The organism is Candidatus Phytoplasma australasiaticum subsp. ipomoeae (assembly GCF_024425275.1).
In the GTDB taxonomy this organism is placed as follows: domain Bacteria; phylum Bacillota_I; class Bacilli_A; order Acholeplasmatales; family Acholeplasmataceae; genus Phytoplasma; species Phytoplasma australasiaticum.
On the sequence record NZ_JALQCV010000002.1, the window covers coordinates 1 to 13,610 of the forward strand.

The following is a 13,610-nucleotide window of genomic DNA, read 5'->3' on the forward strand; positions in this document are numbered from 1 at the left end:
TTGAGCCTAACAGCTGTTAGTTTTAACCCTTTGGTGGTGCTTTTAGGGAGATCAAAGTTACGACATAATTCTACGAGAAGTGTTAGGTGCAGTTTACAATTGTTGCCAATTGGAGCATTCATAAAAAATATTAATAACAATATTTTAATGAAATTAGTGTAGAAAAGGGTTAGTTTTTTAACCATATTGATAATATAAATGATGCAAAATTCTAACATCATATATCTTTCCTAATCCTGGTGTCAATACCTTACCAGAATGTTTACAGATTACCACGCTACCTAACCGCTTAGGGATTTTCACCTTCTCCTTAACTTCTGGTCTGGCGCTGACTTATTGACTAGATATTTCGTCTCATCGCGCTTGCGTGCTTTTGCTGTTATTAATTACTCTTTCGAGACAATTAATCAAGCCCACCTTACAGTGTTTACGTGACCTCTGGAGATTATCACTCCAGGCTATGCGTTAAATAGCGGAATTATGCGCATCTTTTGCGCCCAATTTCTTCAGATTGTTGATTTAATCGGGATAGAAATTAGAGCGTTTTAAGTATTTCATTCATTTACTCTAAGCCCCCCACACCACCGGACAAGCAAGTTTCCAAGCATCCGGCGGTTCCAAAACATAAATAAATTAAAATTTATTAAAATGTTTTAGTTTCTCTTTCGCCTTGCAATTAGCTTTCCTAATTTCCTTGGAGAGTCAGTTCACTTAAAAATTCCATTTTAAGCTTTAAATATCTCTCGACTACTATGATTCTGCTTTTCCCTTGCTTTTTTGAAATACAAAAAAGTTTAGGGAGATGAAAGTTACTCTAAATATTTACCTCATGATATTAGGCGAGAAGACCAAATAATATTTAATTATAAAAAAAATATAATATTGGTAGGATTGCAAATAAAATTTTTTCCAAAAGAAAAGAACAATTATAAAAGACATTTAATATCCTTTTATAAGATTGCAAACTGTCGAATAAATAGCTACAACAGGTTTCGTTATTACTCCTTTTTTCTCTTCAATTCTGCTTCTAGAATTTATCCATAATCATATTTCAACTTGCAATCGCTTTCTTGTATAGCTATATTCTACTCACGTTGCTTTGAGAATTTGCTATAATTACTTCTATTTTCATAGAAATAACCAATTCTCTGTTGCCGTTTTTTGTTCCAAAACGTACAATAGGTTAAATTGCGAAATATTTAGGCATCTTTTCCGCCCTTAAATTAACGATTAACAAATCTGAATAATAAAAATTATCTTCTTTATTTATATATCCTATATTTTTTACTGTTTCTCGAATAATAGTTTCTATTGTTTGTTTTTCTAAATTAATAGAACTTTTAATTTCTCCACAAAGAATAATTTTATTTTTAGTTACTATCGTTTCAATAGCGACTTTTGCATTAGAATCTTGTTTAAGATAAGCATCTAATAAAACATCAGAAATTTGATCTGCTATTTTGTCAGGATGTCCTTGAGTAACTGATTCTACAGTAAACTTTTGCATTTATTGATTAAAAACTCACTTCCTTATATTACACTTTATAACAATAAATTATTTTTTATACCTAACAATAAAAAAAGACTTTTGCAAGTCTTTTTTTATGATATATAAAAATAAATTAAAAAATTTTATTAATTCGCACAGCTTTTAAACCTTGCTGGGTAGATTCTACATCAAATTCAAAAAGAGCACCTTGATAAAAAAAATTTCTTCTATCTTCAGGCGTCATTTCTATAACAGATCTATCTGCAATTTGTGAAACATGGAAAAAAACTTCTTCTAATGATTTAGTATCTAAACCAATTAACTCTTTAATTTCTGAATATTTGTCATTAATAGCATCGCTTGAAAATTCAGAATCTGATGACATATCTTTTAATTCTTGTACTTTATTTTGCAACATTAATTGCTGTTCTTCGGATAAATTAGGATTTCTATAAATAAATCCATAATTTCCTTTTTCTTCATGATTATCTGTTGTTCTTTTTTCTGAAAAAAACTTTAAATAACCTATACTACGTGGACTAATTTGATCTGCTGACATTTTAAAAAAAACTCCTCTGCAATTGCATTCTAATTTCATTCTCTAATTTTATTTTAATTAGTCGAAATAGTCACTTCCATTATACACAAATTCATAATAAAATTAAATATTATATTTAACAATGAAACAATAAAATTTAATATTACAAAAATTATTTTTTTTATTATGTTTATGATATAATTATTTATTAAATGCTAAACAATATAGCCCTTATAGTTTAATGGTAAAACACATCAATGGTAATGATGTAATATAAGTTCAATTCTTATTAAGGGCACCAATTATTTTGTAAAATCCATTAAATTTTTTGGTAAAATCTAATAGTAAGAGAAACTAAATAATAATTTTTAAAAAAATTATAATTTATAATTAAAATGCGGGTGTCGTATAATGGTTATTACATATGCTTGCCAAGCATATAATGAGGGTTCGATTCCCTTCACTCGCTCCATAAAAATTAACAATATTTATAAAAAATTATTACTGTTAAAGTAAAAAAACAAATTAAACAAAAATTTTTTATTAATTATCACTAAATAAATATTTTTAATAAATAAAATATTATTTTATTAAATTTTAAAATTTAATAATTTTTAAAAATAAAATTTCGAAAAATTATAAATTAATCAAAATCGAATTAATAAATATTTAAATTTAATAAAATCAAACAATTAGCAAGAAAATATATTTTATTAATTATTAAAAAAATTAAAAATTATTGAAATTTTTTTAAATTTAAAAGATTATTCAATTAAATAAGACACCTAACAATTAAAACGCCATGTAATTATATTTATTAAAATATCGTACATAAATCAACTCAAAATCAATAGCCAAAATTACTAAAGAAATTTTAGGCCATATTTTAGATAAATCAAAAAAATTTTGAAATTAATAAGAATGATCGAAAAAATAATTAATTAAAAATAAAAATCGATTATAAAATTTTTACCAATGTATTTCGCTATATGCAGTAAATATAACTTCTCTTATCTTTAAACAACAAACAAATAGATAACAGATTTTTAACATCACCAAATTATTTTTTTAATTTTTTATAAACAATTTTATATAGTAATTATTTTATTTTTATAAGTAAAAAATTTAATATTTTATTATGTCTAAAATTTTTATTTATTTTTATAAAAATTGGTAATACTTTTTTAATATTTAAATACTTAACAAAAAAATAAAAAAGAAATATTTGATTAAGATAAAAACTTAATTAAGAATATTTCTTTTTATTATTTTTAACTGATGACGTTTAATAATTAAACTACGTTTAGCTTGAAAATCACCAGGATGTTTTTTAACATGATATGATAATACTTCGATATTAGAGTTTAATAAATTAAACTGTACTTTATTGGAACCCGTATTCACGAGATTAGCATCACATTGTTCTAAAATTTTTTTCTTTTGCTCTTTATTCAAAGCCATGGCTCAGTGATATCCTTTCAAACTACAAAAACAAAATTAATTTAAATTAATCAATAGATTAATTAAATTAATTATTATTTATGTCCATCAATATTATTAAATATTTCTCCTTTAACGAATAATTATAACTTTAAAAATTTTTCCACATCTAAAATAAAAATAGTAGCTCCACCAACAGAAACTTCAGAAGGCAAAGAGTAATAAGCGGAAAATTCATTTAAAATATCATTCGGTATAATTTGTGTTTTTTGTCGAGAATGGAATCTAATAATTTCTATAGCTTGTTCCACTTTATCAACTGATAAACCTATAATTAAAGTAACATTTTTTTTACTTAAAAAGCCTCCTTGAGTTGATAATCTTGTGCTAAAAAAGTTATTTTTACTTAAATTATGTTGTACTTCATCAGCATCTTCTGATGAAACAATAGCTAAAATTAATTTCATTTTTTTATTCATATGCTACTATTATATAATATTTAAATCTATAAAAAATATTATTTTATAAAAAAATTCAATAATATATATTTCCAAATACAATAAATTCAATTTAATTTACAATTAAAATAATATATTTGAAACATATATTAAAAAAATGGAGGCCCTGAACGGATTCGAACCGATGTTCAAGCTTTTGCAGAGCTATGCCTTACCACTTGGCTACAGGGCCATAAAAATAATAATAAAAGAAGTAAAAATACTATTTTCCAAAATATCTAAATAATAAAAATTTAAAATTTATTGCATTTAAATAACTGAAAAAATAATATAAATTAATATTCTTTTAATCATTAAATTAATTTATTTTTTCTCTTTATGGAGTAAATATTTTCTTTCGAAAGGACAGTATTTATTTAATTCCAAATTTTTAGAATTTTGTTTTTTATTTTTATAAGTATGATAATTTTCTCTGCCACATTTCTGACAAAATAATTTTACTAATTCACTCATTTTTCTAATAACCTCATGAATATTCTGAAAACTAAATAATCCAAATTATTACTAAAATTAAAACGATAATTAATATCGTTATAAATTAAAAAAATAGCTATAAAACTATTCTTTTAATACTATAATAAAATTTTTAAATATTTAATATTTATTAAACTATATTGAAATTGAACTACAAAAAAATTTAATTTACATTAAATTTCAATTATTTTAATAAGTTTTTTATCCAAAACCTCTGGATAACGATATTTTACTTCTCTCATTTTCTTAAATAAAACACATACAATTTTATTTTGAATATCAATTCTAGTAACTACACCTATTTCTTGTTCGCCTGCAACACTAACTTTAGCTCCAATAAAATGGCGATAATGATTAATATTTTGATCTAAATAATTCAAAAAAAATCAACCTCTTTTTCCAACAATTTAATTTATATATTTTATTATTCGGATAAGATTTTTTTAAAATCTCTTTTAACTTTAGGACTCATTTTAAATGTTGGTACTGTTTGAGGAGGAGTAATTCTGATTTCAGATGTAGTAGGTATTTTAAATTTTCTTGATTTACGATAGGACATTTTAAAAAAACCTAAATAAGGAATTGTAAATTTTTCTTTTTTATTTAAAGTGTCACCCATGATATCATATAAAGATTTGAAAAATTTAACAACATCTTTTTTTTTCATATTTGTATCTTTAGCTACTTTAGATATCAATTCAGCCTTACTCATTATTTGTTTTGGCTCCTTTATTAAATTTTAAAATCATTTTCAATTAAATAAAAGCTAAAAATCTTTTTAACTTTTTATTAAAATCCAAATTTAGAGAAAATAAATTAATGTTTTTATGAACAAAATAATATAAATATATTCTTAAACATTAAAATAATGTCAAAAAACTTGAATCTAGTTTGATTTTAGCATAAAAATAAGTTTTATTAACACAAAATCGTTATTTTAATGTAAATTTATTTCATAATCGCTTTAAAGAGATAATTTATAGGTTTATTTTCTATAACCACTTGATAAGCACTTTTAATAAGGGGCAATTTTATATTTTTATCTAACATTAAATGATAAAAAGCTTTTAAATTATTAATACCTTCTATAGTTTGTTGACTATTATGATAAATTGATGCAATATCCAAACCTAAACCTATTTGGATACCAGCTTTATAATTACGAGAATTTTCATTAAAACTCGTTACTATTAAATCACCTAAACCTGCTACGCTTAAAATTGTTTCTAAAGAAAACCCTAAACATTTCATTAACTTATATAATTCCATAATAGCTATACTAAAAAAAGCGGATTTAGCATTATTTTTAAAATTATTCCTATCTAAAATACCACTGATTAAAGACAAAACATTTTTAAAAGCACTACATATCTCGCAACCATAAACATCATTAGACAAAAAAACTTTTAAATAATTTTTATTAGTAAAAATACGATTTATCAATTTAGCGAATTGTAAATCAGAAGAAGCAGATACTAAAAAAGTTAAATATCCTTCAATAACTTCTTCAGCATGAGATGGCCCCATAAGGCAACCATAATTACCAATTTTAAATGAATCCAATTCTTCTTGAATAATTTCTTGAATAGTCTTATAACTTTCCACTTCTATACCTTTAGAAACATTAATAAAATTTTTTGATCGTTGTTTCAAAATAACATTGATTTCTCGCAACAATAATCTTATTTTTTGCGCAGGTATAGATAAAATTATTAAATCAGAATATAATAAAGCTTCAGATAAAATATAAGTAGCTTGAATTTTTTGATTTAAAGCTTTAATAAAAACAGGGTGTTTATGTTGTTTAATACAATTTACATATTCAATATTATTATCATATACTAAAACCCAATGGCCATTATCTGATAAAACTTGAGCTAAAGTAGTTCCCCAAGCTCCACCGCCTATAATAGTAATTTTTTCTTGCATATACGCTAACTTTTCCTTTTGAAAATGATTTTAATAGGTAACCCTTGTAATTCTAAATTTAATCTCAATTGATTTTTCAAAAATCTCTCATAAGAAAAATGAATAAATTTCGGTTCATTAACCAAACAAACAAAAGTAGGCGGTTTATTAAAAATTTGTTTTAAATAATAAAAACGAGCTTTACCTTGTTGAAAAATGTGAGGCGGATTTAATTGAATAGCTTTATACAAAATATCATTCAAAACATGATCTGTAAAATTACTTTTATAATTGGCAAAAATCTTATCCAAAATCTTTATAAACTCATCTAAATTATATTTTTGCAAAGCAGAAATATTAATTAATGGCATATAATCAAGAAATTTTAATTCATTTCTTATATTAATCTTAAATGTATCATAAACCTGATCTGTTTTTGAAATTAAATCCCATTTGTTAGCGATAATAATACAAGGTTTATTTGCTTTAAAAATCATAGAAGCGATATTTTTATCTTGATCACTAATTTTTTGACTCGAATCCATCATAAAACAAACAATATCGCTTTCTAATATAGCCATCGAAGTTCTTAAAAAACTGTATTTTTCTTTACCAGCTTTTATTTGCCCTCTTTTTTTTAAACCTGCTGTGTCAACAATACAATAAAAACGCTTATTATATTCAAATATATTATCAACTATATCTGTGGTAGTTCCAGGAATACTAGAAACAATCATTCTTTCTTCGGATAATAAAGCATTTATAAAAGTAGATTTACCAACATTAGGTTTTCCAATCACACAAAACTTAACCATATCTTCAGTTTTAATGTTATTAGGAATTTGCTCTAATGGACGTTTAGAAATAATACTATCCAAAAGCGTCCCTATACCGATACCATGGAGAACACTAATACCTAAAATTTCATTAAAACCTAAACTGTAAAAATCATAAGTTTCCGATAATAAATTAACATTATCCATTTTATTAACTGCCAATATTACTTTTGAAATTTTCGAATATAAAAGTTTTGCTATTAACAAATCATCTTGAGTAATTCCATCTCGAATATCTGTTACAAATACAATTACATCCGCTTCTTGAATAGCTATTTGAGTTTGATATTGAATTTTTTCCTGAAAAGGTAAATCGTTAAAACTAATACCACCTGTGTCAATAATGATAAAATTTTGATTTAACCATTGAGTATCAGCATAAATACGATCTTTAGTAGTGCCAGCTTTCGAATCCACTATAGCTAATCTTTGCCTTAAAAGACGATTAAATAAACTAGATTTACCTACATTAGGGCGACCTACAATAGCTACTTTAAACATGTTTTAACCGATATTTCCCTTTTAATTAAATTCTCTATTGCATTCACTGTTTCTTCAATAGACAAATTAGTACTATCTATTAAAATAGCATCTGCTGCTTTTTTTAAAGGAGCAATAGAGCGTTTTTCATCTTTTAAATCTCGTAATTTAATTTTTTTCATTATCTCAAATAAATTTATAAAATCTTTATTTTTAATTTGTAAATCTTTTTGTTTCCTTAAAGCTCGTTGCTTTATACTAGCAGTTAAAAAAATTTTTAAATTAGCATCGGGCATAACAACGGTACCAATATCCCGTCCATCCATAATAATATAATCATGTTCACGCATTATTTGATGTTGCAATATTAAAATTTTATTTCTAACAGGTAACAAAGAAGAAATATTTGAAACTTTACTTTCAATATCAAAATCGTTTAAATTAACAGAAAAATATTCATTATTTAAATAAAAACCATTATTTGTTAACCTAATATTTAAATTTTGTAATAATTTTTCTAATTCATGAAAAGCCAAATTATCATTATTATAATTAATTTCACTTTTTAATATATAAAAAGTAATTATACGAAATAATAATCCGGTATTTAAATAAAACCATTTTAATTTATTAGCTAATAGTTGACTAACAGTACTTTTACCAGCTCCAGCTGGACCATCAATAGCTACTTTAAAATTCATAGCAATAAAAGAAACTCCTTAATATAAACAATATTTTAATTAAAATAAAAAATTCTTAAACATAAAAAAAATTTTAAATGATTAAATTTATTTTTCGTTATAACGAGAAACATAACAATCATTAGAGGTATTAATAATAATCTTTTCTCCTGTTTCAATAAACACGGGAACTTTTATAATTAAACCTGTCTCTAAAACAGCTTCTTTATAAGCAGTATTGCTTTTACGATTATTGTCTCCGGAAATAACAGGATCTGTTTGATGCACTTTTAAAACTATTTTATCTGGTAAAATTGTTCCTAAAATATTATTTTGATCACAAAAAAGAAATTCAACCATAACATTTTCAGCTAAATATTTTTTAATATTTTTAACATCTGATTCAGCAATTTCAATTTGTTCATAAGTATTTTCGTTAAAAAAAACGTATATTCCGTTTTGTATATAAGAAAATTTTAATTTCAATTTATTTACTAAAGCTGTTTCAATTTTAATACCTGAATTGAAAGTATATTCAATAATACTACCTGTTTTTAAATTTTTTAATTTACTTCTAACAAAAGCAGAACCCTTACCAGGTTTAACATGAAGAAAATCAATTATTTGATAAATATTATTTTTTAATTTAATAGTCATTCCTGTTTTAAAATCATTTGTATTAATCATTTAATTTACCTTTTTTCAAAAAATTTTTAATTATATCAATAGATTTCGTTTCTAATTGAGGATCCAAAGCTTCTAATTGCACCAAAGATAACATTTGATTCATAAACCAAGTTTTTTGTCTTTTAGCATATTTAAGAGTTTTGGTAATGATTAAATCATAAGCTTGTTGAAAAGAAATTTTCTTTTCCAAAAACTCTTTAATCTCTCGATAACCAATAATATTAAAATTAGCATTAGGATATTTATTCATTAAATATTTAACTTCTTGAACAAAACCTTGTTTTAACATTTGTTCTAATCTTAATATAACACGCGGTTTTAAAAATTGAGTTTCTATATTCAAATAAATAGTCAAAATATCAAATAATGGCCTGTTTGAACCATTCTTTTGAGACCTTAAACTATTACAAATTGCTTGACGATAAGCACTAATAATCCGGCGCGGGTTTTTAATATCTAAAACTAAATTCGGATCTTTTTCGAAAAGAAAAGTTAACATATGTTCGATGGTTACATTTTGATAAAATTGATTTTCATAATTTTTAGAAATATTTAATTCATAATCAAATAAAGCTGCTTTAATATAAAGACCACTGCCACCAACAATAAAAGGAATTTTAATATTCATAATTTTATTTCTTACATCTTTTTGGAAGTAAAAAATATTATATTGTTCTCCAGGATTAATAATGTCCAACAAATGATGAGGGATATGAGTATCTTTAAGCGAAATTTTGGAAGAACCAATATCAAATTCTTTATACATTTGAACTGAATCAGCATTAATAATTTCTCCACAAAAAAAATTAGCTAATTTCAAAGAAAGAGAAGTTTTTCCTGAAGCAGTTGGACCTACAATAACTATAATTTTTTTTTGCATTTTATTATTCATGATATTTAATTTTCATAATTTTTTGTTTTTTACCTAATGTCAAAACCACTCCATTTAATTGTCTTTTGCCTTTAGCAATTTTATGTTTTAATTTATGATTATTTAAAAAATTATTAATAATAATATTTTTATCTTGACCTATTATACCATCCAAAGGGCCTGTCATACCTACATCTGAAATATAAAGAGTTTTTTTAGGCAAAATTCTTTCATCATTTGTTTGAACATGAGTATGAGTACCGACAATAGCATTAATTCTTCCATCAAAATAATTCGCTAAAGCTAGTTTTTCGCTAGTCGCCTGAGCATGAAAATCTAATAAAGCATAATGATATTGATTTTTATAAACTTTTAAAACATTTTCTACTTTTTTAAAAGGGCAAGATAAAAATTTATTATTCATAAAAACCCGACCCAAAGCGTTCATAATTAAAAGTTTTTTATCTTTATACTTAATAATTTTATGACCATAACCTATATGTAAACTATCATCATTTAACGGTCTTATAATATTAGTATGCTCTATAAATGACTTTAAATCATGATTTTTCCAAGTATGATTTCCCATAGTAATCATATTCACACCTGAAATTTTTAAATTATAAAAACTTTGAAAATCTAATCCTTGTCCTTCTGCAGCATTTTCTGCGTTAGCGACAACAATATTAATTTGATAACGTTGTTTTAAAAAATTAATTTTTTCAATTAAATAATTAATTCCTATGGAACCGCAAATATCTCCAATAAAAAGAATATTCATAATGATACTACCTTTGTATTAAAATTAACTAATGCTTAAATTTGAAATTTCGGTCAAACGAACTTCTCTAATAACAGTTATTTTAATACTACCATTATATCTAATATTTTTCATAATTTGATCTTTAATTGTTTGAATTACTGTAAAAATTGCTAAATCATCAATTTGTTTAGGATCCACAATAACTCTTATTTCTCGACCAGACTTAATAGCATAAGATTTTTCTACACCGGGGATTTTATTAGCGATTTCTTCTAATTGAGTAATTCTTTTAATATAATTATCTAATGAATCACGGCGAGCGCCTGGTCTAGAAGCGCTAATGGCATCTGCAATAGCAACCAAAACAGCAATAATACTACTAGGTTCTTGATCTTCATGATGAGATGCTACAGCATCTATTACTTCTAAAGGTTCTTTATGTTTCATAACAATATCTAAACCTATTTTTACATGACTTCCTTCTAATTGATAATCTAAAGATTTTCCAATATCATGCAATAAACCTGCTCTACGAGCTAATAATTCATTTTCTCCTATTTCTGCAGCTAATTTACCTGCTAAAAAAGATACTTCTAAAGAATGTTGTAAAACATTTTGACCATGACTAGTACGAAAATGCAAAGAACCTAATAATTTTATTAATTCTTCGTTTAAAAACCCTATTTTAGCTTCTAAAACAGCTTCTTCACCTATATCCTGAATAAAATTATCAAGTTCATCTTGAACCTTGGTAAAAGTTTGCTCTATACTAACAGGTGTAATACGTCCATCTAAAATTAAAAATTCTAAAGTTCGACGTGCTATTTCACGTCTTTTAGCATCAAAAGAACTTAATATAACAGTATTTGGTATATCATCTATAATTAAATCTACTCCTGTTATAATTTGAAAAGTTCTAATATTTCGTCCTTCTTTGCCAATAATTCTCCCCTTTAATTCGTTATTATCTAAATAAACTATATCCACATTATTTTCAGAAGAGATTTTACGAGATAATTGTTGCATAGCCGAAACTAACAAAACATTAGCTTTCTTTTTAACTTGAAATTTACATTCTTCTTCTTGAGATTTTATATAACTCATAATTTCTTGTTGAGAATTTTTGCGAATTTCATCCATAATAATTTTTTTAGCTTGTTCCTTAGTTAAAGAAGCAATGTTTTCTAATTCATTTTGTTGTTTTATAATGAGATTTTGAACTTTATTTTGCATTTGTTCAATTTGTGTTTGAGAAATATTAATTTTTTGTTCTTTCATATACAACAATTCTTCTTTATCGTTTAAATATCTAGTACGAGAATTTAATAATTCTTCTTTATGAATAATCTGTTCTTCTAAATTAACAATTATGCGTCTTCTTAAATTCAAATCTTCTTCCACTTCTTTTTTTAAAATATGGATTTCTTGTTTAGCTTTTGAAATCATTTCTTGAGCTATTATTTGGGCATTAGAAATTTTTTCTTGAGCATTTTTTTTTGTTGTTTGTATAATTCTTTTAATTTTTTGTTGATAATAAAAAATTAAATAATACAAAAATCCTAAAATGACAATAATTAAGGGCAAGTAAATAAACAAAGCAAGGAACCATTTTGTTGATGTTCCTAACATAATAATAAATTTATGCCTTCCGTTGTAATTGTTTGTTTTAAATATTATTTAAACTTAATTGATTAAATTATGATAAAAAACAAAATATTTTTTTATAATTAAATTTTTTTTGAAATGCTCTACATCTAATAATTTTTTTTTAAAAAACAAAAAAAATAAACAAATTAATTTTTAATTAATTTGCTTATTATAATTATAATTTATAAAAAACCACATTTAATTATTAAAATAATACATACAATACTAATTAGATAAAAGTACGTACATTACATCCCATATATTTTTATATTAAGATTTAAATTATTTTATGTTAAATTAAATGAGTTAGTAACGAAATTAATAATAATTACAATATTTATATATTGGACTAAAAAATCAAGAAACTTATAATTTTAATAAAAAAACATATTAATATAATTGTCAAAAACATTATCTGAAAGCAAAAACAATTTTATAAAAAGTTGTGCGTATCAAACCAAACGAAGAAGCTATAATAGTTTTTAATACAGATGGCGAGATTTTTTTAGATCGGGGAATATCTTTAATTATTTTAGCATTAGCATTTGTAGAAGATTTTTTATTAAGATATTTTTCACCGTAATCTAAATCTTTTTCCATCAAACTATCGGAAATTACAGAAAGTTTTTCGTTATCTTCGTATTCAGAATCTATTAGTGTTAACGAATTGTCATTTGTAGAAAGTTTTTTGTTATCTTTGTATTCAGAATCTATTGATGTTAACAAGTCTTCATTTGCGATGATAGAAGATATTTCATCATAATAAATATTTTTTAATTCTAAAATATCATTATCTTGTTTTTGCAATTTATTTATAGCTTTTTTTCAGTTTTTTCCTTATATTCTACAGAATCCAAATTCTGATTTTGATTAGAGATATATCTTGTTTTTTTGTTTTTTGATCGTCTAGGAGATTTCTGAGAATTAAAGACTACACGGTTTCTATTGAACTGACTTTGTCCTAAAGATTTTGAATTATCAGTTTCTGCATGGCCTACCTTTAACTGACCTTGTCCTAAAGATTTTGAATTATCAGTTTCTGCATGGCCTACCTTTAACTGACCTTGTCCTAAAGATTTTGAATTATCAGTTTCTGCATGGCCTACCTTTAACTGACCTTGTCCTAAAGATTTTGAATTATCAGTTTCTGCATGGCCTACCTTTAACTGACTTTGTCCTAAAGATTTTGAATTATCAGTTTCTGCATGGCCTACCTTTAACTGACCTTGTCCTAAAGATTTTGAATTATCAGTTTCTGCATGGCCTACCTTTAACTGAC

General features: G+C 24.2%; 17 protein-coding genes and 3 tRNA genes. 2 read left to right on the top strand and 18 right to left on the bottom strand.

What is annotated here, in order from left to right:
- Positions 1-177 precede the first annotated feature (177 nt).
- From NQK76_RS00020 to NQK76_RS00030, 3 genes are all read right to left on the bottom strand, one after another.
- The gene (locus NQK76_RS00020) at positions 178-303 is read right to left on the bottom strand and encodes a hypothetical protein (RefSeq protein WP_255872570.1); all 126 of its coding nucleotides are present in this window, start codon (positions 301-303) and stop codon (positions 178-180) included.
- A gap of 880 nt (positions 304-1,183) precedes the next feature.
- Entirely contained in the window at positions 1,184-1,507 is a 324-nt protein-coding gene (locus NQK76_RS00025) for an S-adenosylmethionine synthetase N-terminal domain-containing protein (protein ID WP_036690887.1), read from the bottom strand.
- Between the two features lie 115 nt (positions 1,508-1,622).
- The gene (locus NQK76_RS00030; protein WP_004995049.1) at positions 1,623-2,048 is read right to left on the bottom strand and encodes a hypothetical protein; all 426 of its coding nucleotides are present in this window, start codon (positions 2,046-2,048) and stop codon (positions 1,623-1,625) included.
- Positions 2,049-2,254: 206 nt separating this feature from the next.
- On the opposite strand from NQK76_RS00030, the gene NQK76_RS00035 reads away from it, so the two are divergent.
- Both NQK76_RS00035 and NQK76_RS00040 read left to right on the top strand, forming a co-directional pair.
- A tRNA-Thr gene (locus tag NQK76_RS00035) sits at positions 2,255-2,328 on the top strand.
- A 96-nt stretch (positions 2,329-2,424) separates the two neighbouring features.
- A tRNA-Gly gene (locus NQK76_RS00040) sits at positions 2,425-2,499 on the top strand.
- A 770-nt stretch (positions 2,500-3,269) separates the two neighbouring features.
- Here the strand turns inward: NQK76_RS00040 and NQK76_RS00045 are convergent.
- From NQK76_RS00045 to NQK76_RS00115, 15 genes are all read right to left on the bottom strand, one after another.
- Positions 3,270-3,488, bottom strand: a complete 219-nt coding sequence (locus NQK76_RS00045; protein ID WP_004995051.1) for a 30S ribosomal protein S15 — start codon at positions 3,486-3,488, stop codon at positions 3,270-3,272.
- Between the two features lie 122 nt (positions 3,489-3,610).
- Positions 3,611-3,934: a cyclic-di-AMP receptor gene (locus NQK76_RS00050; protein WP_004995053.1), complete on the bottom strand. Its 324-nt coding sequence runs from the start codon at positions 3,932-3,934 to the stop codon at positions 3,611-3,613.
- A gap of 149 nt (positions 3,935-4,083) precedes the next feature.
- Positions 4,084-4,157: transfer RNA gene (locus NQK76_RS00055), tRNA-Cys, on the bottom strand.
- A 131-nt stretch (positions 4,158-4,288) separates the two neighbouring features.
- Positions 4,289-4,438 carry a 50S ribosomal protein L33 gene (rpmG, locus tag NQK76_RS00060; RefSeq protein WP_004995055.1) on the bottom strand — a complete coding sequence of 50 codons (150 nt, stop codon included), beginning with the start codon at positions 4,436-4,438 and terminating at the stop codon, positions 4,289-4,291.
- 194 nt (positions 4,439-4,632) lie between these two features.
- Complete coding sequence (locus NQK76_RS00065; protein ID WP_004995057.1) at positions 4,633-4,839, bottom strand: hypothetical protein; 207 nt, start codon at positions 4,837-4,839, stop codon at positions 4,633-4,635.
- Positions 4,840-4,883: 44 nt separating this feature from the next.
- Complete coding sequence (locus NQK76_RS00070; protein WP_004995059.1) at positions 4,884-5,171, bottom strand: HU family DNA-binding protein; 288 nt, start codon at positions 5,169-5,171, stop codon at positions 4,884-4,886.
- Positions 5,172-5,407: 236 nt separating this feature from the next.
- A complete protein-coding gene (locus NQK76_RS00075) occupies positions 5,408-6,388 on the bottom strand; it encodes an NAD(P)H-dependent glycerol-3-phosphate dehydrogenase (protein WP_255872571.1) in 981 nt (326 codons plus the stop codon).
- A gap of 5 nt (positions 6,389-6,393) precedes the next feature.
- Positions 6,394-7,704 (bottom strand): ribosome biogenesis GTPase Der, encoded by a 1,311-nt coding sequence (gene der, locus NQK76_RS00080; protein WP_004995061.1) that lies wholly within the window; start codon positions 7,702-7,704, stop codon positions 6,394-6,396.
- A complete protein-coding gene (gene cmk, locus NQK76_RS00085; protein ID WP_004995063.1) occupies positions 7,692-8,384 on the bottom strand; it encodes a (d)CMP kinase in 693 nt (230 codons plus the stop codon). The genes der and cmk overlap by 13 nt, the downstream gene beginning before the upstream one ends.
- An 87-nt stretch (positions 8,385-8,471) precedes the next feature.
- Entirely contained in the window at positions 8,472-9,050 is a 579-nt protein-coding gene (efp, locus tag NQK76_RS00090) for an elongation factor P (RefSeq protein WP_004995066.1), read from the bottom strand.
- Positions 9,043-9,942, bottom strand: coding sequence for a tRNA (adenosine(37)-N6)-dimethylallyltransferase MiaA (miaA, locus tag NQK76_RS00095; RefSeq protein WP_004995069.1), 900 nt, complete (start codon positions 9,940-9,942; stop codon positions 9,043-9,045). The genes efp and miaA overlap by 8 nt, the downstream gene beginning before the upstream one ends.
- Positions 9,935-10,702, bottom strand: coding sequence for a TIGR00282 family metallophosphoesterase (locus NQK76_RS00100; protein ID WP_004995072.1), 768 nt, complete (start codon positions 10,700-10,702; stop codon positions 9,935-9,937). Before NQK76_RS00100 ends, miaA begins: the two co-directional genes overlap by 8 nt.
- A gap of 24 nt (positions 10,703-10,726) precedes the next feature.
- A complete protein-coding gene (rny, locus tag NQK76_RS00105; protein ID WP_004995075.1) occupies positions 10,727-12,313 on the bottom strand; it encodes a ribonuclease Y in 1,587 nt (528 codons plus the stop codon).
- A gap of 429 nt (positions 12,314-12,742) precedes the next feature.
- Positions 12,743-13,138 (bottom strand): hypothetical protein, encoded by a 396-nt coding sequence (locus NQK76_RS00110; RefSeq protein ID WP_255872572.1) that lies wholly within the window; start codon positions 13,136-13,138, stop codon positions 12,743-12,745.
- A gap of 5 nt (positions 13,139-13,143) precedes the next feature.
- Positions 13,144-13,610 (bottom strand): hypothetical protein (locus NQK76_RS00115; protein WP_255872573.1); only part of this gene is annotated, 467 nt, incomplete at its 5' end.